The 20,318-nt window shown below is 59.4% G+C and carries 17 protein-coding genes; 7 read left to right on the forward strand and 10 right to left on the reverse strand.

All coding sequences use genetic code 11. From position 1 onward, the window contains the following. Positions 1-3,642, reverse strand: a complete 3,642-nt coding sequence (gene nifJ / locus E2F43_RS10530; RefSeq protein ID WP_133212374.1) for a pyruvate:ferredoxin (flavodoxin) oxidoreductase — start codon at positions 3,640-3,642, stop codon at positions 1-3. A 118-nt stretch (positions 3,643-3,760) separates the two neighbouring features. Next, a complete protein-coding gene (locus E2F43_RS10535; RefSeq protein WP_133212376.1) occupies positions 3,761-4,723 on the reverse strand; it encodes a transglutaminase-like domain-containing protein in 963 nt (320 codons plus the stop codon). A 102-nt stretch (positions 4,724-4,825) separates the two neighbouring features. Here E2F43_RS10535 and E2F43_RS10540 point away from each other — a divergent pair, with 102 nt between their 5' ends. Then, positions 4,826-5,707: a lysophospholipid acyltransferase family protein gene (locus E2F43_RS10540; RefSeq protein WP_133212378.1), complete on the forward strand. Its 882-nt coding sequence runs from the start codon at positions 4,826-4,828 to the stop codon at positions 5,705-5,707. A gap of 1 nt (position 5,708) precedes the next feature. Here E2F43_RS10540 and E2F43_RS10545 read toward each other — a convergent pair whose 3' ends face one another. Both E2F43_RS10545 and E2F43_RS10550 read right to left on the reverse strand, forming a co-directional pair. Beyond that, on the reverse strand, positions 5,709-7,076 hold the full coding sequence (locus E2F43_RS10545) for an MATE family efflux transporter (RefSeq protein WP_238946848.1): 1,368 nt from the start codon (positions 7,074-7,076) through the stop codon (positions 5,709-5,711). A 144-nt stretch (positions 7,077-7,220) separates the two neighbouring features. Beyond that, positions 7,221-8,612, reverse strand: a complete 1,392-nt coding sequence (locus tag E2F43_RS10550) for a M20/M25/M40 family metallo-hydrolase (RefSeq protein WP_133212380.1) — start codon at positions 8,610-8,612, stop codon at positions 7,221-7,223. Between the two features lie 111 nt (positions 8,613-8,723). Here E2F43_RS10550 and E2F43_RS10555 point away from each other — a divergent pair, with 111 nt between their 5' ends. Genes E2F43_RS10555 through E2F43_RS10565 form a run of 3 tightly spaced genes read left to right on the forward strand, consistent with a single transcriptional unit; the run spans position 8,724 to position 10,720 of the window. Further along, a complete protein-coding gene (locus tag E2F43_RS10555; RefSeq protein WP_133212382.1) occupies positions 8,724-9,599 on the forward strand; it encodes a helix-turn-helix transcriptional regulator in 876 nt (291 codons plus the stop codon). Positions 9,600-9,603: 4 nt separating this feature from the next. Next, positions 9,604-9,975, forward strand: coding sequence for a YkvA family protein (locus E2F43_RS10560; RefSeq protein WP_133212384.1), 372 nt, complete (start codon positions 9,604-9,606; stop codon positions 9,973-9,975). Beyond that, a complete protein-coding gene (locus E2F43_RS10565) occupies positions 9,968-10,720 on the forward strand; it encodes a class I SAM-dependent methyltransferase (protein ID WP_133212386.1) in 753 nt (250 codons plus the stop codon). Before E2F43_RS10560 ends, E2F43_RS10565 begins: the two co-directional genes overlap by 8 nt. Here E2F43_RS10565 and E2F43_RS10570 read toward each other — a convergent pair. Further along, a complete protein-coding gene (locus E2F43_RS10570) occupies positions 10,717-11,538 on the reverse strand; it encodes a Rossmann-fold NAD(P)-binding domain-containing protein (RefSeq protein ID WP_133212388.1) in 822 nt (273 codons plus the stop codon). The genes E2F43_RS10565 and E2F43_RS10570 overlap by 4 nt on opposite strands. Next, complete coding sequence (locus E2F43_RS10575; RefSeq protein ID WP_133212390.1) at positions 11,532-11,828, reverse strand: 4a-hydroxytetrahydrobiopterin dehydratase; 297 nt, start codon at positions 11,826-11,828, stop codon at positions 11,532-11,534. The genes E2F43_RS10570 and E2F43_RS10575 overlap by 7 nt, the downstream gene beginning before the upstream one ends. A gap of 143 nt (positions 11,829-11,971) precedes the next feature. Here E2F43_RS10575 and E2F43_RS10580 point away from each other — a divergent pair, with 143 nt between their 5' ends. Continuing rightward, positions 11,972-12,925, forward strand: a complete 954-nt coding sequence (locus tag E2F43_RS10580; protein ID WP_133212392.1) for a cyclase family protein — start codon at positions 11,972-11,974, stop codon at positions 12,923-12,925. A gap of 66 nt (positions 12,926-12,991) precedes the next feature. On the opposite strand, the gene E2F43_RS10585 is transcribed toward E2F43_RS10580, so the two are convergent. Then, a complete protein-coding gene (locus E2F43_RS10585; protein WP_133212394.1) occupies positions 12,992-13,711 on the reverse strand; it encodes an ABC transporter permease in 720 nt (239 codons plus the stop codon). Between the two features lie 121 nt (positions 13,712-13,832). Between E2F43_RS10585 and E2F43_RS10590 the strand changes: the two genes are divergently transcribed. Continuing rightward, the gene (locus E2F43_RS10590) at positions 13,833-14,441 is read left to right on the forward strand and encodes a uracil-DNA glycosylase (protein ID WP_133212396.1); all 609 of its coding nucleotides are present in this window, start codon (positions 13,833-13,835) and stop codon (positions 14,439-14,441) included. Here the strand turns inward: E2F43_RS10590 and E2F43_RS10595 are convergent. Continuing rightward, on the reverse strand, positions 14,433-14,657 hold the full coding sequence (locus E2F43_RS10595; protein WP_133212406.1) for a hypothetical protein: 225 nt from the start codon (positions 14,655-14,657) through the stop codon (positions 14,433-14,435). The two genes, E2F43_RS10590 and E2F43_RS10595, sit on opposite strands and share 9 nt — an antisense overlap. Before the next feature lie 499 nt (positions 14,658-15,156). Between E2F43_RS10595 and E2F43_RS10600 the strand changes: the two genes are divergently transcribed. Next, on the forward strand, positions 15,157-16,968 hold the full coding sequence (locus E2F43_RS10600; protein WP_238946849.1) for a DUF885 domain-containing protein: 1,812 nt from the start codon (positions 15,157-15,159) through the stop codon (positions 16,966-16,968). A gap of 23 nt (positions 16,969-16,991) precedes the next feature. Here the strand turns inward: E2F43_RS10600 and E2F43_RS10605 are convergent, their stop codons facing one another. Next, on the reverse strand, positions 16,992-17,909 hold the full coding sequence (locus tag E2F43_RS10605; protein WP_133212410.1) for a DUF808 domain-containing protein: 918 nt from the start codon (positions 17,907-17,909) through the stop codon (positions 16,992-16,994). An 88-nt stretch (positions 17,910-17,997) separates the two neighbouring features. Next, positions 17,998-20,160 (reverse strand): polyphosphate kinase 1, encoded by a 2,163-nt coding sequence (ppk1, locus tag E2F43_RS10610; protein ID WP_133212412.1) that lies wholly within the window; start codon positions 20,158-20,160, stop codon positions 17,998-18,000. Positions 20,161-20,318 lie beyond the last annotated feature (158 nt).

A 20,318-nucleotide genomic window follows, 5' to 3' on the forward strand; every position in this document is an offset into this window, starting at 1 on the left:
TTACTGCCCTCCTTGAGTGGCTGTTTCGCCTTTGACATTGGGTCTCGCTGCCCGGGCTTCCGCCAGGGCCTGGCCATCCGACCAGTCCAGTTCGGACAACTGACGGTAGAAGTGGTAACGATGATTGACAAACTTCTGCTCTTGTTCCAGCAGGGTTTCCGCAACCTCCGGGTGACTGTGCCACAGCATGTTGAAGCGGGTCTCAGTCTGCACGTAGTCACGATAGGGAATACTGGGGGCTTTGGAATCCATTTTCATCGGCGGCTTACCACTGGCAATGTGCTGCGGATTGAATCGAAACAGTGGCCAGTGACCACTTTTTACCGCCAGGTCCTGCTGCTGGTGATTGCGGGACATATCGACACCGTGGGCAATGCAGGGCGACAGGGCCAGAATCAGGCTGGGACCGTCGTGGGCTTCCGCCTCGAGAAAGGCATTGAGTGTCTGGGTGTCCTTGGCCCCGTAAGCCACCCGCGCGACGTAGACGTTTTCGTACTCCATGGCCAACAGTGCGAGGTCTTTCTTGCTGGTCGCCTTGCCGCCGGAGGAGAACTTAGCCACTGCCCCCCGGGGTGTCGCCTTGGAGGTCTGACCGCCGGTGTTGGAATAAACCTCGGTATCCAGCACCAGCAGGTTCACATTCTCACCGGTGGCCAGGACGTGGTCCAGGCCACCATAGCCAATGTCATAGGCCCAGCCATCTCCACCGATAATCCACACGCTCTTACGACACAGGTTTTCACTGAGGGTGAGCAGGCGTTGCGCTTTTTCGTCATCGATGTCCGCAAGCGCCTGGTCGAGCGCGGCCACCCGCTGCCGCTGTTCGTAGATTTCCGCTTCATTAGCCTCGCTCGCCTCGAGGATCTCTGTCACCAGTTGAGCGTCCAGTTGATCACGCAATTCTTCCAGCAATTGCCGGGCCATTTGCCGCTGCTGGTCGACAGCCAGGCGCATACCCAGGCCAAATTCGGCGTTATCTTCAAACAGGGAGTTGTTCCAGGCAGGCCCCCTGCCCTCCGGGGTGGTGGTCCATGGCGTGGTCGGGAGGTTTCCGCCGTAAATAGACGAGCATCCAGTCGCATTTGCCACCAGCATGCGATCCCCGAACAACTGGGAAGCCAGCTTCACATAGGGCGTTTCTCCGCAACCGACGCAGGCGCCGGAGAACTCGAACAGGGGCTGCAGGACCATGGAACCGGCAATGGTGTTGGTTTTCAATTCACCACGGTCAAACTCGGGGAGTGATTCGAAGAACTTCCAGTATTCCCGCTCGGCTTCCCGCCGCGGTGCCTGGGGTGCCATGTTGAGCGCCTTGCGGCTGACATTCGATTTATCCCGAATGGGGCAGATGTCCACGCACAGGGTACAACCGGTGCAGTCCTCCGGCGCCACCTGGTAACTGATGTGATATCCCTCGGGGTATCCCTTGGCCTTGACCGGTGCCGACTTGAAACCCTCCGGTGCCGTAGCCAGCGCAGACTCATGGAAGACCTTTGAACGAATGGCGGTGTGCGGACAGACGAAGGGGCATTTACCGCACTGGGTGCACAGATCGGTTTCCCAAACCGGGATTTCCAGCGCCAGGTTACGCTTTTCGTAGGCGGCGGTTCCCAGCGGGAAACTGCCGTCCGCCGGCATTTGGCTCACCGGAATGAGGTCGCCCCGCCCGGCAATAATCTCGCTGGTAACCTTGCGCACAAAGTCGGACACCGGTTCCGGCACGACTTGTCTGGTGTCCGTCTCTGCGCCCGGCGAACCTGCCTCGACCTGGTGCAGGCAGGCGAGCGTTTCATCTATGGCCTTGAAATTGAGTTCAATAATTCGCTTGCCCTTGCGGCCATAGGTGTTCTCCACGGCGCGCTTGATCGAGGCGATGGCCTCATCGGCGGGGAAAATTCCTGAGATCGCAAAAAAGCAGGTCTGCATAATGGTATTGATGCGCTTGCCCATGCCACAGCTGGCAGCGACGCCGTAGGCGTCAATGCAGTAGAAACTGACATTCTTTTCGACAATCTGGCGCTGGACGCCGGCAGGCAGGGCGTCCCATGCCCGCTCCGGAGGTTCGGACGTATTCAACAGGAAAACCGCCCCCTGACGCGCGTAGGCCAGCACATCGTACTTCTCCAGGAAAGTGGGTTGATGGCAGGCGACAAAACCTGCATCACCGTGACCAATGAGGTAACTGGAACGAATACGGTCGGGGCCAAAACGCAGGTGGGAAATGGTTACCGCGCCGGATTTCTTGGAGTCATAAACAAAATATCCCTGGGCATGGAGGTCGGTGTTCTCACCGATAATCTTGATACTGTTTTTGTTCGCGCTGACCGTACCGTCACTGCCCAGGCCATAGAACACGGCCTGGAAGGTGGCATCATTAGCGGCAGTCCGGAAACCGTCATCCCAGTCCAGGCTGGTGCCGCTGAGATCGTCGTGGATGCCTATCGTGAAATGATTTTTCGGCTGCGGTCGAGTCAATTCCGCGTAAACGGCCCTGATCATGCCCGGGGTAAACTCCTTCGATGACAAACCGTAACGGCCGCCGATGACGCGCGGCATGGTTGCAAACCGTCCCTGGCCGGAGAGGCTGTCCTGGGCCAGGGCGGTGACCACATCCTTGTACAGCGGCTCGCCGTCAGCGCCCGGTTCCTTGGTGCGGTCGAGCACGGCCAGCGAGCGAACGGTATCCGGCAGGGCCGCGACCAGCGCGTCGGCACTGAATGGGCGGAACAGGCGTACCTTGATGAGGCCCACCTTTTCACCGTTGGCGACCAGGTAGTCCACAGTCTCATGCACCGCCTCGGCGCCGGACCCCATGACGATGACAGCCCGCTCTGCCTGCGGATCGCCCACATATTCGAACAGCCGGTATTGCCTCCCTGTCAGCGTGGCAAACTCGTCCATGACGTCCTGGACGATTCCTGGCAGGGCCTGGTAATAGGGGTTCACCGTTTCCCTGGCCTGGAAATAGACGTCCGGGTTTTGTGAACTGCCCCGCAGCACGGGGTGCGCGGGCGACATCGCCCTGGCCCGGTGCGCCTGCACCGACGTCTCGTCAATCATCTGGCGGACCACGGAGGTCTCTACCAGCTGCAGTTTGGCGACTTCGTGGGACGTGCGGAAACCGTCAAAAAAGTGCAGGAATGGCACTCGCGACCTGAGGCTGGCGGCCTGGGCCACCAGGGCCAGATCCATAACTTCCTGGGGACAGTTGGAGGCCAACATGGCAAATCCGGTCTGCCGGGTGGCCATCACATCGGAGTGATCACCAAAAATCGAAAGACCCTGGCAGGCAAGAGAACGGGCGGCAATGTGGAATACCGTGGGGGTCAGTTCACCGGCAATCTTGTACATGTTGGGAATCATCAACAACAGCCCCTGGGAGGCAGTGAATGTTGTTGCCAGCGCCCCCGCCTGCAGGGCGCCGTGAATGGCCCCGGCCGCCCCTCCCTCGCTCTGCATTTCAATGACCCTGGGCACACTTCCCCACAGGTTGGTCTGGCCGTTGGCGGACCAGTCATCGGCGAATTCGCCCATATTGGAAGATGGCGTGATCGGGTAAATGGCGATCACTTCGTTGGTCAGGTGGGCGATCGTCGCCGCCGCCTGGTTGCCGTCTATGGTTGCGGTGTTAACTGAACTCATGACCCTGTCCCGGAATGCTGTGACATTGTCCAGCATAGGACCGAATGGGTTCCGGCGTATTGATCCGAATCAGTAACCCGGGATTGAGCTGCGGTTGACAACGGTCACAGGGGGCAGTTCAACCCGGGTCGAGCTCCCGGAATGAAAATTCGGTCTCCAGGTCGACCTTCCAGGGAATGCCGCCCACCTCGACGTGGGGATAGATGAAGTAGTTGAGCGGCTGTGACTTGCTCGCCTCACTGAGCACAAGATCCCTGCCCGTGCTCAGGTGAATGCGGTCCGCCGGATGAGTACCATAAAATAACTCGCGCTTTTCCGGGTGTTTTGCCGCCTCGGACGCGTCTATGGGTATCCATCCCTGACCGGGCAGATAGAACTGCACCCAGCAGTGGTAACCGTCGATCCGGCCCCGGGGTTTGTCCTCGGGAACGGGGAAACCGATCTCGAACCGGGCGGGAATGCCCTCGCTTCGGGCCAGGGCAACAAACAGGGCATGGAAATCAGTACAATTGCCGTAACGCTCGCTGCAGGCCCAGAAGGTGTCGCCATTGCCCCATCCGGTGCCAACCTTCTTGTACTCAACATTGTCGACAATCCAGTCATATATTGCCCGGGCAGTGGCACTCGCTGAATCGTCGCCGCGCATGGCGTGGATTTCCGCCTGAATCGGAGCGAGAATCTCGTGCCCTACCGGCACCAGGAGGTTCGGTGCCAGGTAGCGTTGACGTTCCTCTTCACTCAGGGTGCCGGCACTGGCAGTTACCACCCTGCGCTCGACGACCCAGGTGAACTCAGCGTCAATGGGCCCGTTTATGTTTGCCGGTCGGCGAATCTGGTAATAGCGATTACCGTGCACGGCTTCGCTGAGTTCCTCGCCGGGCATTGACGTGCGGAAACGGGTCTCGAGGATTTGCTGGTCGCTGTTCTCCACCGGCAACGGGATGAAGATATCCACGGCATCGTGATTGGGGAACTGCCCCGCCAGCACACGGTAGCTGAATTCGAATTTCCGGGTGGAGTGATCGGCCACGGCGGTAGCCGAAAAAAGCACAATAGCGAGGATCAATGACAACTTTTGCATTGTGGTTTCCTGGTCTGCTGGGGATTGTTTTCCGGACTGGTATAGCCCTTGGTCCGCGAACCGCTATAATAGCCGCTTACTTATCCCCATTCCGAGTACCCGATGTCCGTTTTTGACAAAGATAACCAGCCCCTGGATGAGCAGGAGGCACTGGAGCGCCACATTCAGCTGGCCCTGGAAACACAGCAGCCCGCCGGGCTGCAACTGGAGCTTGCCTACCGCGCGATCAAGAGCCTCTTCAACCCGGTGATCATGGGGGCGGAAAACCTGCCAGACAAGCCCTGCCTGTTTGTCGGCAACCATTCGCTGTTTGCCCTTGACGGCTGGATACTTGGTCCGGTGTTTATTCATGAGTTGGACCGCTTTCCCAGAGGCATGGGTGACAGGTTCCTGTTCGCCAACGACAAGGTAGGTAATGCGCTGCTGCGGGCCGGCGGGGTGATGGGACATCCCGAGGTTTGTGCGGCACTCATGGAACATGGACAGGACCTGCTGGTGTTCCCGGGGGGCGCCCATGAGGCCGTCAAACCGGCGCGGGATATGTACGAATTGCAATGGAAGGAGCGTTACGGCTTCGTCAAACTGGCGGCAAAACACGGCTATACCATCATGCCCTTCGGTATAGTGGGGCCGGATGAATTTTACGGCCACCTGATGGAAGGCGAGGAGCTGCCGGATTCGGCGCTGGGTCAACTGCTGAAGCGGCTGGGTATCATTAACGAGAATACCCGGTCCGACATGTTACCGCCCATCCCCGTGGGCGCCCTGGGTACCCTGTTTCCAAAACCGCAGCGCTGTTATATCGGCTTTGGCGAGCCCATCGACCTGTCGCACATGAAGGGCAAGAACCCGACCAAGCGCCAGCAGGAGAAAATACGCGATCAGGTCGCGGAACAGATAGAAACCCAACTGGCGGAATTGCTGTTTGCCCGGGCCCAGAATCGAGGCCAGGATGGTCTGCTCAGGCGGCTGCTGACTATATAGGCTATTCCTGCATCACCCGGGCCAGGCGTTCGGGTTGCCGCCAGCGGCCCCGATAAAGCCTCACCCAATAACATGCGGCAATAGCCAGCAACATCGCCACAAACACCCACCAGGACACCAGCGGGTCCAGTTCCCAGACAATGATGACAAAGTACTGGGCCAGTAGCATTGCCCAGTGCAGGGTCGTCGATGTCCACATCACCCACCGGGTGTCGCCCGCCCCCCGGAGCGCGCCACCGGCAATCAGCAGCACTGCGTCGGCCATCATGTAGGTTGTCAGGCCAATCATCATCGCAGAGGCCAGCACCCGGATTTCGGCGAATTGGGCATCGTCGGTGGCGAACACATCCACCAGTTCCACCCGGAAAAGCAGAAACAACACAGCGAGCGTGCCGGAATACCCCAGGGCCAGGATAAACCCGGAAGCAATCACCTGGTTAGCACGGGTCATGTCGCCGGCTCCCACGAAACGGCCGATCAGGCTCATAACGCCGATGTTGAGCCCCATCATCGGGACAAAAGACACCATGTCCCAGTTGAACACGATCGCCATGGACGCACCCTGCACCACCCCGTAACCCTGGAACAGCAACAGGAAGACGTTGAAGGTACCGTTATTCATGAAGCTTTCCAGCGCCGAGGGCACGCCGAGCCTCAGGTAGCGACGCATCACACCACGGTCGAACACCAGCGACTCGCCCACGGAAAACTGGTGTCGGTGCTCGCGGGCGAGATAGAAACACAGAAACAATAGAATGGTTATAAACTGGGCCACCACCGTGCCGGTGGCAGCCCCGACGATGCCCAGCTCAGGCAGGCCAAATTTACCGAAGATGAGCATCCAGCTCAGCGGCACGTTGATACAGATACCGGCGACATCCACCGCCATCACCACCCGGGTCCTGCCAATACCCACAAAGTAGGTTGCGAGACTGGCCTTGACCAGGTGAAAGAAGCCACCTCCCATGAGCGTGTAAAAGTAAATTCGTTCCAGTGGCACCTGCCGTGGATCGTGCCCCAGGTGACTGAATGCCTGGCCCATGCCATAAGCGGTCACCGCCAGCAGTGGCAGGGACGCGGTAGCAATGATCACACCCTGGCTCACGACCCGGGTACAGCGGGGATACATCCCCGCGCCGTAGTATTGGGCAACCAGGGCATTGCCGTAGCTGATCAGTCCGATAAACAGTGACAGGCAGAAAAACGAGGCCACCCCGCCACCCATGGCGGCGGCTATGTGAACAGAGTCGATTTGCGACATGAACCAGCGATCAGTAAATACCATGACCGCAAACGCCCCCTGGGATATCACCATGGGCAGGGAAAGGCGGAACAGTTCCCGCAGGGTTGTCAGTGACAGGTAGTGCACGATGCGTGCTCTGACTCCGGATTGAACAGGGGCCGCATTATACGCCGGTGCCGGCCCGGGTCAGTGGTGCCGGGAATGCCGGGGCGGGTACTACTTCACAACACGGTGATCACCGTCATCAGCCCGATGAGGCCACCGCCGGCGCTAACGATAGTAACCGTCGGCATTTGCCGCCAGAAAGATAAACGAGCTCCAGGCAGCGACATTGTGGGCGATGTCGGCGGGGTCGATCTTATCCAGGGTGTCATTGGGTGTGTGGTGCAGGTCGAAGTAGTCCCAGCCATTCTGCTTGAGGCCAACCACCGGCACGCCTGCCTCGCGGATGTATTTCATGTCGGGACCGCCACTGGCGTTATTGCCGCCCCGGGCCGCGCCCAGGCTGCGGACAACGCTACCCAACGCCTGGGCTGCATCGATTTTATCCTCGGCGACATTGGTCTCAAAGCGCCAGATACGCCCTGCGCCAAAATCCGATTCCGAGGCAACGATGTGCTTCTCCAGTTCGTCGGCATGAGCCTGGGCATAGGCCTGTGCGCCCACCAGACCCACTTCTTCCGCACCGAAAAGCACGATTCTCACGGTGCGTCTTGGTCCCTCGGGCATGGCATCCATCACCTGTTTGGCCGCTGCGACTACAATGCCGACCCCGGCGCCGTCATCCACCGCGCCGGTACCGAGATCCCATGAATCCAGATGAGCACCGACCAGGACAATTTCGTCGGCCGCTTCAGTGCCCGGAATTTCGGCGATGACATTGCCGGACATGCCCGCCGGGCGCTGCTGCGGGGTCAGCACCATGCGCAGGGTAACACTGCCCCGGCTGGCCAGTATGCGCTGCAACTGGTCGGCATCCGGTGCCGAGAGAGCCGCTGCCGGCACCCCGCGCACTGCCCCGTCCTCCGTCAGGCGGCGCATCTGGCCGGTATGGGCAAAACGGTGCTGACTGGTACCCACGGAACGAATCAATACCGCTACCGCGCCTTTCTCCTCGGCGATGTAAGCCGCGGCCCGGCGCTTGCCGGCCGCCACCCCGTATCCGGAACCATCCTGGGTGCGGGTCATGACCTCATCGACAAAAACAATCTTGCCCTTCATGTTTTCCGGCGGCGCCGCGCTCAATTGCTCCAGCGAGGCAACAGCGGTGACCTCTGCCTCAACACCGTCCGGCCCGGTGGGCGTGCTTCCCCCCAGCGCAGTGATCACCAGTGGCTGTGGATAGGGGTCGGTGATCTGTGCCCACTCGACACCGCGCTCCCATACCGGCAGCTCAAAGGGCTCCACCCGCACATGGCTGAACCCCAGTGACCTGAGCCTGTCCACCGCCCATTCCCGGGCGCGCGCCTCGGCCTCGGTGCCGGCAAGACGAGGACCCACCTCCGTGGTGAGGGACTCTACCAGCGCGTAGCCGAGGTTGTCCTCACCCGCTTTACCAGCGAGGGCGGCGGCGCGCTGTTCCAGCCGGGGGCTGATCGGTTGGGCATAAGCGAGACTGGTGGCAAACAGCAGGGTGAAAACGAGTGAAAAGCGCGAGGACAAGGCGGAATTCTCCGAAAAACAGCAAGTTTACCCGGAAGTCGCAAGCAACGACATGTAAACTTTACCTACACGGATACCTATACTGGGATCAGAGAGCCACCGGATAACACCATGAGCGACACTACCCCATCAAAATGGCCCTTTCGCTGGGATCTCCTGCTTCGCTATCGCTACATCGAGACCATCGCCCTTTGGGAAGGCCGCCTGACCACCCGCCACCTCTGCGACACCTTCGGCATCGGTCGCCAGCAGGCGAGCAAGGACATCAATACCTACCTTCGGGAAGTGGGTATCGGTAACCTGGAATACGACAAGTATCTCAAGGGCTACAAGCCCACCGCCGGATTTCAGCCACAAGTGACCCGGGGCCTGGCGGACGAGTACCTGCACCTGATGGCGCGCAACAACGAACTGATGAACATGTTCGAATCGCTGGCCCTCAACGTCAGTAACGTGGAAGTGCTCAGCCACCCGGTGCGAGACGTAAAACCCGGGGTGCTGCGCCCGATTATGCAGGCGGCGCGGCAGCAGAAGCGCCTGGACTGCGACTACGTATCCCTGAACCACCCTGATCGGGAAGGCCGGATCATTGTTCCCCATACACTCGTCTATACCGGGCTGCGGTGGCATGTCCGCGCGTGGTGCGAAAAAAACCTCGAATACCGTGACTTCGTACTGAGCCGCTTTCGGGACACGCCGGAAATCATGGGCGAATCGGAGCACGGGATAGCAGGTGATAGTGAGTGGAATACTGAAGTAACCATCCGCATTACCCCCGATCCCAGGCTGGCCCGGGAGCAGCGGGAGGTCATCGAGATTGACTACGGTATGAGCGGAGGCGCACTGTGCATCACCACCCGGGGCAAACTGGTGCCCTATGCCCTGCGGCTGCTACACATCAATCCCCGGGAATCGCTCGATGACCCGATGGCCCAGCAAATCGTGGTGGCCAATCGGAACGAACTGGAACCCTGGCTATTTGGATAACAGCATGAGCAGTAACAACGAATATGAGAACGCTTTCAGCGAGCAGGGATTCCGGGACAAGCTCAAGCGCTACGCCAGAACCGCCGGGCGCGAAGTCGTGGAGAAAGCCCTGCTCCTTTACTACGCAATGCAGGAGGATCAGGCGCCAGCCTGGGCCAAGGCAACCATTGCCGGCGCCCTGGGGTATTTCATCGTACCCCTGGATGCCATCGCCGACCTGACCCCCGCTGTCGGGTATGCCGATGACCTGGGTGTGCTGGTACTGGCCATCGCCGCGGTAGCTACCTATATCAATGACGACGTGCGGGCCAAAGCCACCGGCAAACTGGACGCCTGGTTCGGTCCGCAAAACGAGCGCGAAAGCGACAGTGACTGAACTGGAACTGCTGGTCGACCTGCACCGGCGACAGGCCCGGCTGGGTCCGGGCAGTGATGCTCACACCCTGCTCGCGCTGCAGCTTGCGGGACTGTCGCCAGCTCCCGACCTGTGTGTCGCCGACATCGGCTGTGGCACTGGCGCCAGTACCCTGGCCCTGGCCGACGCCCTGCACTGCCCGATTAGCGCGGTGGATTTTCTGCCCGGCTTTCTCGAGGAATTAGGCTCCCGCGCCACCGCCAAGGGGCTGGCTGAGTATATCCGGCCAGTGGTCGCCGATATGACCTGCCTTCCCTTTGCCGAGGGGGAGTTCGACCTGATCTGGTCGGAGGGCGCGATCTACAGCATGGGATTCGAGAACGGCATTGCCAGCTGGAAGAGCTTGCTCAAGCCCGGGGGCGTACTGGCGGTCAGTGAAATCACCTGGCTCACCCGTGACAGGCCCAAAGCGATTGAAGCGTTCTGGTCCGCCAACTATCCCGGGATCGATACCGCTTCCGGCAAGTTGCGGATTCTGGAGAGTCAGGGCTATACCCCGACTGGCTATTTCACCTTACCCGCCAGCTGCTGGCTGGATAGCTACTATCGTCCCCTGGCGGCGGGCTTCGACGCCTTTCTGGCCCGCCACGACAACAGCGAGGCTGCCGGTCACATTGTCGAGGAACACCGGCGGGAACAGGCCCTGTATGAAGCGTACAGCGACCAGTACAGCTATGGTTTTTACATAGCCCGCAGAGACAACTAGATGCCCCGGTAGGCTCGGTAGGCGGCGGCGTAATCGATGGCATCCTTGTTATCGATCAGGGAGCCGGAGGCCAGTTCATCGGTTCGTGCACTGATTTCCAGCATCGCCCGGCCCAGGTCAATGCCCCTGATAACCAGATGCCCGGGTTTCAGCAGAATTTCGCCAAGGTACATGCCGGCATTGGCATTTTCCGCCGTCGGCATTATCCATCCGGAGCGATGGCCGAAGCTGCGCAAGCCGGTACCACGGGACATCTCTGCAATCCTGCGCTCGGCACTGCCCTTGTCTTTCGCCCACTGGGCACTTTGGTCTTCGCCGGTACCCATGCCCGTCACGTAGTGAAATGCCATTGGCCCCTGCTGGCGAACCGCCAGCCACTGCTCGACAAACGCCAGGGGAAAGTCCACATGAATATGTCGGTAGAGTTCGGGTTCCATACCGATAGAGCTGGTGCCCAGTCCCCACAACACGGTATTTACGGCCGCCAGCTCTTCTGCGATGTTGGCGTAATCGGTGAAGTCCTGTTGCTGGATCACCTGTACCCTCCCCGTTCGCTCCCCTGCTTCGAGTCGCGGTGACATTCTGCGGGTGACCGCATAGATTTTCTCCACCGCCGGATCTGCCATCGCCGCCTTCAACAGGCCGTCTCCCACCGAGCCGGTGGCACCGAATACCATCACCACCCGGTTGGCCGCCGGGTCGCGAACAGCAGCAGGGTCAGGCTCATGGCTGCCCAGGGTCAGGGCACCCCAGAGGTTGAGGCCGAGTAGCAGCGCGACAGGCGCAGCAAGGACAAACAGCAGGACTTTTTTCAACATGGCGACTGGCGCTCCAGCAGTGAGTCGATCTTTGCGGCCAAGGCAAAGTCCTGTTCGGAAATCCCGCCCGCATCATGCGTGGTCAGAAAAATTTCAACGGTGTTATACACGTTCCTCCACTCCGGATGATGATTCATCGCTTCTGCCAGCAGCGCTACCTGGCTCATGAACCCGAAGGCAGCGACGAAGTCGGGAAAAACACACTGGCGGTAGAGCTTGTCCTCGACAAGTGTCCACTGGGGCATGGATGGCAGTCTCTGCTTGATCTGGTCCACAGCAATTGTGCTCATTAAACTCGTCTCCTGAATAGGGGGTTCAACGCATTGTAGCGCAGCTTCACGCTGACCATGGTCTACACTTACTGACCTCCACCACCTTCCGACGCCATTACCGGACACATCACTTCCCCGTTTCTTAGACTGAGGACAAACTCATGAAACTGACAACAACGATGCTGCTGGCCGCAAGCCTGGCGTTTTCGGCCAGCGCCCTCTCCTCCTCGGACGACGTCTGGTGGCCCTCAGAATGGGGGCCTGATGATGAGCGAGGTGCTGCCAACCGGTTGACACCGGAGAAAGTGATTGCGGCCACTTCGCTGATACAGCGTGGCCAGATATATCAATTGGGGCGGGTCTATGAAGCCGGCATGCCACTGTTTCCCGGCAGACACTACAGCCTGACCATACCCGGCTCCCCCACGGGTGGGCCCTTCGGTAACAACCAGACCGTCTACAACGATGAAGTGGTCAGCGCGCAAATCGGTCAGGTCGGCACCCAGTTTGACGGTCTGGGCCATATCGGTACCCGGGTCGACAAAGAGGATATTTTCTACAATGGATTTAAACAGAGTGAGTTTGCGACCGCGGCTGGATTACAGAAACTGGGCATTGAGAACGTCGGGGTCTTCCTCACCCGCGGTGTTCTGATCGACGTGGCGGCGTATAAAGGCATGACGCGCTTGCCTGTCGGGACAGCAATAAGCGCCGAAGATTTGCAGGGCGCGCTGCGCCAGCAAGGGGTCACAATAGGTGAAGGAGACGTGGTGCTGATCCACACCGGTCACGGTCAATTGTGGATGGTCGACAATGAGGAATACAGTCGTGGTGGCCCCGGTATAGGTCTGGAGGCCGCACGCTGGCTGGCCGAGCAGAAAATTGTCATGACGGCGGCGGACACCTGGGCTGTCGAGGTTATACCGACTGAAAACGAAAATCTGGCATTTCCGGTACACCAGGAGTTGCTCGGCAAGCGCGGAATCTACAACCTCGAGAACCTGGATTTGTCCTCGCTGGCCGCGGATAAAGTCTATGAGTTTGCTTTTATGTTTGCGCCGGTAAAGTTCAAGGGGGCTACCGGATCTCCGGGTAACCCAATCGCCGTCAGGTAGGCTCGCCCGGCGCGTCTACGGCGATGCCCCCAGGCGGGGGGAAACCTGGTTCAATTCGCCCGGCTTCTAGTCGACGCCCACTTGCATCCGCCGGCGACACAGGCTCAGGAATAACGCCGTGGAAATGCCGGCGGACGCGAAAATCATACACATCACCATGATCTGGTAGCGAGATGCTACCAGCGGTGATACGCCGGACAGAATTTGCCCGGTCATCATACCGGGCAACGATACCAGCCCCACAGCAAGCAGCGAATTGATCACCGGAATCATCGCCGCCTGGTAGGCCTTTATGCGGGCCTCTTCCCAGCCCATACCGTGGGCCAGTTCACTGTAGAGCCGCTCCGCAGCAAGGCTGACTGCTGTCATTGCATTGGAAAACACCATGCCGGCCAGGGGAATCATGTAGCGAGGAAGGTACCAGGGGTCGACCTGTAACACTCCCTGGGTGATCATCGCCAGCGTCAGTCCGCCCCCCAGCAGGATGGAGAGGAAGGAAGCCAGCAGCAGTTCCCGGCGGTGCTCCCGCGCTGTGCCCAGCGCGATCCAGGCCGATGCCGATAACATGATGGCGAGCACCAACAGGATCAACACCCCATTGTTGGCACTGAATATCCACGCCAGGACATAGCCAATGGCCATGAGTTGTATCACCATGCGCCCCAGGGCGTAGGCGGCGTTGCCGATGCCGTAAGACCAGCGGAACAGGATTGCCAGGGTGACAGCGACGGGAATAAAGGCCAGGGCCAATTGCGCCAGCGACAGGGTTATAACCGGATTATCCATACGCTCGCCGCTCCAATGTCTTCACGCTCCATGCTACACGCTCCACCTGCGAGTACCTACGGCCCTTTGACCATACCCTATAAACTACTTTAGCTATAATTTCTATTTATCTGAATATATTATGTTTAATGTGAATGAATTTATCGAAGAACTGGAGTATCAGGGGCATACCCCTCGGCTGCAGAATCCCTACCTGTTGCCGCACCGCAGCGCCAACCTGCGCGCCTACCTGGACGTCCTGTTTCGCCAGCAGGGCCGCAGAGTGCTGATCGTGGGTGAGGCCCTGGGCTACCGTGGCGGACTGCACACCGGTATTCCCTTCTCCAGCGCCCGACTGGTGCATGAATCACCCCACCCGTTCTGGCGCCAATTACGGAAGCGGCTGGTCGTCAACGGGAGCGTCAGCGAGGCCACGGCCAGTATTGTCTGGGACTACCTCGCGCCGAGACGACGCCTGCCGCTGTTCTGGAACGCCCTGCCCTTTCACCCGCATATCGCTCACGACACTGCCAGCAACCGCACGCCGACCGCAGGGGAAATCAATGCCGGGCAGATATACCTAAAGACCCTGGCCGACGCCTGGCAGCCAGGCATCGTCGCCGGGGTCGGCTCCAAGGGATACCGCGCCGCGTGCCAGGCCTTGCCGGATACCCCCATCGTCGCACTGCGCCATCCGTCCTATGGTGGCAAGCAGGCCTTCTGCCAGGGCATGGACCGCCTGCTACGCTGATCTGCTAGCGCCCCCCATGGCCCAGACCGCACTGCCGGCGATACCCGCGACTACCAGTTCGGGAAAATAGCTGCCAAACAGCAACAGGCCACTGGCAATCGCCGTTATGGCAATCAATTGCTCTGCCAGCCGGTGACGTGTCCGCGGTTGCCGCTGCGGTGCGCCCTCTGTCAGCTGGCGAGTGATTCGGTATTCTATTGCTCGCGCTGATGTCATCACGTATCTCCCTCAGGTGGTGTTGGCAACCATTTTGAGTGGCCATTGGTGGCGCGGCCATCTGTCGCCTCGCGGACGTGATTGAAAAAGTGACAGGTGGCGGGCGGCGAACGGTTCCCGCGTCTCTCAGACGGTTTCCCTGCAATCTGGCAGTCCAGAGAAAGCTGGCGCGCAGGTAGTCTGCGGATACGCTTTTGGTAAGCATCGAGATTCACGGGGACGGACTATGGGCCTACTGATCGGGTGCCTCCCCGCGCCCTGTTGAGGTGGCCAATATGACCTGAAACCCGCCCCGGCTGCCACTGAGGGGCTTGGAAATAGACCCCCATCACGTGTATATTGCCCGCGCTGACAGCCAGTGACCCTGGCTTTACCCACGGAGACAGCCCGTCGTTCGCGCCTTACCCAGGCCCTGTGACCCCCTGACTCCCACAACGATGGTAATGACATGTACAAAGCAATCTTCGGAGCAGCTTGCGCTGCGCTGATAAGCACCTCTGTGCTCGCAGTAAGCCAAAAGGCTGACATCCGTACCCCGTCCAGGCCCCCGATTCAGACCGAATCCGCAAAGGCCAATGCCCTGTTTGATGATATTTTCGACCGCCAGGTCGCCCGCGATCCGGTACGCCAGACCTACCTGGGCATCAAGTGGGACTACGACCAGTGGAACGATCTTTCTGAGGAAGCCCAGGCCCGGGAACTTGCCCACGACAAAGCTGACCTCGCCCTGCTCCAGGCCATTGACACTCGCAAGCTCAACGCAGAAACCCTGGTCAGCTACCAGTTGCTGGAGCAGAAACTGCACAATGATATCGCCGACTACAAGTGGCGGCACCACAGCTACCCGGTGAACCAGATGTTCGGCGAACACGCCGGCATTCCCGCCTTCCTGATCAACCAGCACAGCATTGCCGACAAGGCAGACGCAGAGGCCTATATCGCTCGCCTCGACGGAGTCGAGGCCCGTCTGGACCAGGTGATCGAGCAGCTCAGAATCCGCGCAAAAAAGGGCATCATTGCCCCTGACTTTGTGTTTCCCCACGTGCTGCGGGACTCCAGAAATATCCTCAAGGGAGCACCCTTCGACGGCGGCGAGCCCAGCACCCTGATCGCCGACTTCAGCGACAAGATCGGGTCGCTGGCTATCAGCGACGCCGAACGGACAAAACTGCTGCGCGAAGCCGAGCTGGCCCTGTTAAACAGTGTGCAACCCGGCTACCACAAGCTCATCGCCTGCCTGGAGGACCTGCAAGCCAGGGCGACAGCCGATGCAGGGGCCTGGAAACTGCCCGAGGGTGAGGCGTTCTACCGCAACCGGCTGCAACGCATTACCACCACCGACCTGACTGCCGGGCAGATCCACCAGATCGGCCTTGACGAAGTGGCACGCATCCACAACGAGATGCGCGACATCCAGGCCAAAGTCGGTTTTGAAGGCAGCTTGCAGGACTTTATGACCTTCATGCGCACCGACGAGCAATTCTACTACCCCAACACCAATGCAGGGCGCGAGCAATACCTGGAAAGAGCGGACGCGGTGCTGGCGGAAATGGATTCACGACTCGATGAATTGTTCCGGGTACGGCCCCGGGCTGCCCTCGACGTCAAAGCGGTGGAGGAGTTCAGGGAGAAGTCAGCCGGAAAGGCCTTTTACCAGCAGCCGTCAGCGGATGGCTCCCGCCCCGGCCGCTACTATGCGAACCTCTACGACATGAGCATGATGCCCACCTACCAGTTGGAGGCGCTCGCCTACCACGAGGGTCTGCCCGGGCACCACATGCAGATCGCGATCAAGCAGGAGCTGGAAAACCTGCCCAAGTTTCGTCGCTTTGGCGGAGTGACCGCCTACAGCGAAGGCTGGGGACTTTACTCCGAGCTGCTGCCCAAGGAAATCGGCCTCTACGAGGATCCCTACTCGGACTTCGGTCGATTGGCCATGGAACTGTGGCGCGCGATACGCCTGGTGGTCGACACCGGCATGCATGACAAGGGCTGGACAAGGGAACAGTCCATTGCGTTTTATGCGGACAATACGCCCAATGCGCGCATTGACGCGGTCAAAATGGTTGAGCGCCACGCGGTAATGCCCGGCCAGGCCACAGCCTACAAGATAGGCATGTTGAAAATACTGGAAACTCGCAGCAAGGCGCAGTTGGCGTTGGGCAGCGAATTCGATATCCGGGAATTTCACGACGCGATCCTCAAGAACGGCGCTGTCCCGATGAACCTGCTGGAAGCGCAGGTGGATGACTACATCGCCCAAAAGCAGGCCCTCGCCCTGGGCGAATCGCATCGGGATGACGCCGGCTGAACCGGCGTGCTGCTGCGGGTGCGTCAGGCCCGCTGCTTTTTAGCCCCCTCGACCACCGCCACCACCAGCCCGCCGGCCACCAGACCCACAAGCATGCCGGCGAGGGTTGGCGTAATCTTCGCCAACAGCGGTTGCAGGCCATGGGCGAAGTGCTCCACAGCCTCTCCCAGTGGATGTATGTTATGCAGCAGTATGCCGCCACCGACCATGAACATGGCCACGGTGCCGATGACACCCAGTGCTTTCATCAGCCAGGGCGCAAAGTCGATAAGTCGCTGGCCGAACCAGCGCTGCAGCCGGGTCCAGGAGCCCTTCCCCTGTCGTTGATAAAGGTATAATCCGGCGTCATCAAGCTTGACGATACCGGCGACCAGCCCGTAAACACCGATTGTCATGACGGTGGCAATACCCGCCAGCACGCCGACCTGGGTGATAAATTCCGAGTCAGCGACCACGCCCAGGGTTAACACGATAATTTCTGCCGACAGGATGAAGTCGGTGCGTATCGCCCCCTTGATTTTCTTTTTCTCGAAAGCCACCAGGTCTACCGCGGGATCGGCCAGCTTCTCCACCAGATCCTCGTGCTCCTCGGCTTCCTCGCTGCCGTGGAGAAATTTGTGGGCAACTTTTTCGAACCCCTCAAAACAGAGATAGAGACCACCCGCCAACAGCGCGGGTGTAATCAGCCAGGGCGCAAACAGCGATGCCAGCAAGGCCAGCGGCACGAGGATAAGTTTGTTGATGAAGGACCCGCGGGCAACCGCCCACACTACCGGCAGCTCGCGTTCGGCACGGACTCCGGCGACCTTTTCGGCATTGACCGCCAGGTCATCTCCCAGCACCCCGGCAGTCTTTTTTGCTGCGACCTTGGTCATCAATGAGACATCGTCCAGCACGGCGGCGATGTCGTCGATCAGTAACAGCAGGCTACTGCCAGCCATAGGGTTCTCCCGCACACACAGATGTGGGGAAGTTTGCCCGCTTCCGGCGCAAAACACTAGTTGAGCCCAGGTGCGTCAATCGCTGCGGCTACCCTATACCCGGCTGCACCAGCCGCTTTTTGCGTCGCCGCCGGGCTGGCACGTTCATCCTCGACTTGGGGTATCGGGGCAGCTTACCCGTTTGCAGGTAACGATGAATTGATTCCTGGGAACGAATCCGGGTGGCCTTCTTCTTGCCGGGCACGTAGGCGTTGTCCTGGTCCTGGTCCAGTACCCGGGCCTTCACATTGTCGTGCCACTGCTGGTCGAGTATATCCTGGATAGTCTGCTGGGCGTCCTGGTCGAAAATGGGCACCAGCACCTCTACCCGGAAGTCCAGGTTTCGGGTCATCAGGTCGGCGGAACCAATCAGGTAGCGGGGGTTACCCCGATTGTAAAAAACATAGGCCCGCGGATGTTCCAGGTAGCGATCGACAATACTGATCGCCTGGATGTTTTCCGACAGGCCCTTCACCCCGGGCAGAAGCGAACACATGCCGCGAACAATCAGGTTAACCTTGACTCCAGCCTCACTCGCCTCGTACAGCTTCTTCACCAGGTCCCGGTCCACCAGGTTGTTGCATTTCAGGGTCATTTCGGCCCGGTAGCCCGCCCGCGCATTGGCGATCTCCGTCTCGACCAGCTCGGTCAGGCCGGGACGACTGCTGTGGGGCGAAACCAGCAACAGGCGGTACTCGGGACGGCGATAGGTGTACTGCAGGAAGTCAAACACGTTGTAAACGTCCTTGCCCACATTCTGGTCATAGGTGATCAGGGTGAAGTCGGTATACACCCGCGCGGTTTTCTCGTTGAAATTACCGGTGCCGATGTGGCTGTAATAGCGCATGCCGCCTTTCTCCTTGCGCTCGATCAGCACCAGTTTGGAATGCACCTTCAGGCCCGGAATGCCGAAAATCACATTGATACCGCTTTCCGTAAGACGCTCGGCCCAGCTGATATTGGCCGCCTCGTCGAAACGCGCCGCCAGTTCCACCACCGCCAGTACCCGCTTGCCATTGTCTACCGCGTTGACCAGCGCATCGATTACCCTTGAATTTTTGGCCACACGGTACAGGCAGATTTTGATGTCGGTAACATCGGGATCCAGCGCCGCCGTTTTCAGCAGGTCTATTACGTAGTCAAAGGGGTGATAGGGATAGTAGAGAAAGACATCTTTCTCGCGAATGGCGTCAAAGATACTCCCCGGCTGATCCAGCCTCTCGAGGCGAATTGGCGGCAACGGCTTGAATTCAAGGTACTTGGGTCCCACGTTGGGGAAACCCATGAAATCCTTGGAGTTGTGATAACGTCCGCCGGCGATCAGGCTGTCATACTTGCTGAACCCGAAACGGGCGCAAATGTAGTCCAGCAGCCGCGTCGGGATTTGCTCGTCATAGACCATGCGCACCGCATCCGCCTTGCGACGTTGCTTCAGGCTCTTGGTCATTTTATCGATCAGGCTTTGTGAAATACCGGTATCAATTTCCAGCTCCGCATCGCGAGAAAACTTGAAACAATAAGCCTGTGCCTCGTCCACCTGGATTACGCCGCGGAACATCTGTGGCAGGCATGCCCTGATGATGTTATCGAGTACGATAAAAACCTTGCCTCCCTTGCCCCTGCGCCGCGGTATTTCAACAAAACGGTCGAGGCGGTCTGTTGGCACCTCCACTACCGCGTAGTGGTAATCGTCGCCCGAGCGAATGTCTACTGCCAGGTACAGGGACTCGTCGTTAAGTGCGGGGATCGGCCTGCCCTCCACCACCAGTATGGGTTCCAGCTCCGGCAGTACCCGTTGGGTGAAGTAGCGCTGCACGAAAGCCATCTGCCCCTCGTCCAGTTGCTGCTCGTTAATCAGGTAAATCTTGCGCAGGGCGAGCTCTTCCATGATCTGGATGTAAATCCGGTCGAACTCCTTTTGCAGCCGCACCACGCCCTCGAGGATTGCGGCCAGAAGGTCCCTGAAATGCTGCCGGTTGGTGCCGCTGGCTACCGAGATCAGGCGCTGCACCTCCGCCACCCGCACCCGGAAGAACTCATCGGAATTGTTGGAAAAAATGCCGAGGTAACGCAGCCTCTCGATGAGTGGCACGGTCTGGTCAGCCGCTTCCTGCAGTACCCTGGCGTTGAAAGACAGCCAGCTCAGTTCTCTCGGGTAGAACAGTTCGTGCTCGCGCAAATCCGCTGCACGTGTCTTGATGGGGTTTGCCATGATAGCCCTGTTTCAGTCTGGTAGCCCGCACGGTCAGGCCTGTATTCAGTCACCGCATCAGCATAGTACAGGATTATGACAGCTGCGGGACGCAGCTGGTCCAGAGCCCCGTCAACCAGGAAAAGGATAAAAAAACCCGGCGTTAAGCCGGGTAAGGT

It is taken from the genome of Seongchinamella unica, assembly GCF_004354085.1.
GTDB classification, from domain to species: Bacteria; Pseudomonadota; Gammaproteobacteria; order Pseudomonadales; family Halieaceae; genus Halioglobus; species Halioglobus unicus.

Coding starts and splice junctions, on each gene's coding strand:
- nifJ (WP_133212374.1), bottom strand. CDS start 3,642: ATGAGTTCAGTTAACACCGCAACCATAGACGGCAACCAGGCGGCGGCG.
- E2F43_RS10535 (WP_133212376.1), bottom strand. CDS start 4,723: ATGCAAAAGTTGTCATTGATCCTCGCTATTGTGCTTTTTTCGGCTACC.
- E2F43_RS10540 (WP_133212378.1), top strand. CDS start 4,826: ATGTCCGTTTTTGACAAAGATAACCAGCCCCTGGATGAGCAGGAGGCA.
- E2F43_RS10555 (WP_133212382.1), top strand. CDS start 8,724: ATGAGCGACACTACCCCATCAAAATGGCCCTTTCGCTGGGATCTCCTG.
- E2F43_RS10560 (WP_133212384.1), top strand. CDS start 9,604: ATGAGCAGTAACAACGAATATGAGAACGCTTTCAGCGAGCAGGGATTC.
- E2F43_RS10570 (WP_133212388.1), bottom strand. CDS start 11,538: ATGTTGAAAAAAGTCCTGCTGTTTGTCCTTGCTGCGCCTGTCGCGCTG.
- E2F43_RS10575 (WP_133212390.1), bottom strand. CDS start 11,828: ATGAGCACAATTGCTGTGGACCAGATCAAGCAGAGACTGCCATCCATG.
- E2F43_RS10580 (WP_133212392.1), top strand. CDS start 11,972: ATGAAACTGACAACAACGATGCTGCTGGCCGCAAGCCTGGCGTTTTCG.
- E2F43_RS10585 (WP_133212394.1), bottom strand. CDS start 13,711: ATGGATAATCCGGTTATAACCCTGTCGCTGGCGCAATTGGCCCTGGCC.
- E2F43_RS10590 (WP_133212396.1), top strand. CDS start 13,833: ATGTTTAATGTGAATGAATTTATCGAAGAACTGGAGTATCAGGGGCAT.
- E2F43_RS10595 (WP_133212406.1), bottom strand. CDS start 14,657: ATGACATCAGCGCGAGCAATAGAATACCGAATCACTCGCCAGCTGACA.
- E2F43_RS10605 (WP_133212410.1), bottom strand. CDS start 17,909: ATGGCTGGCAGTAGCCTGCTGTTACTGATCGACGACATCGCCGCCGTG.
- ppk1 (WP_133212412.1), bottom strand. CDS start 20,160: ATGGCAAACCCCATCAAGACACGTGCAGCGGATTTGCGCGAGCACGAA.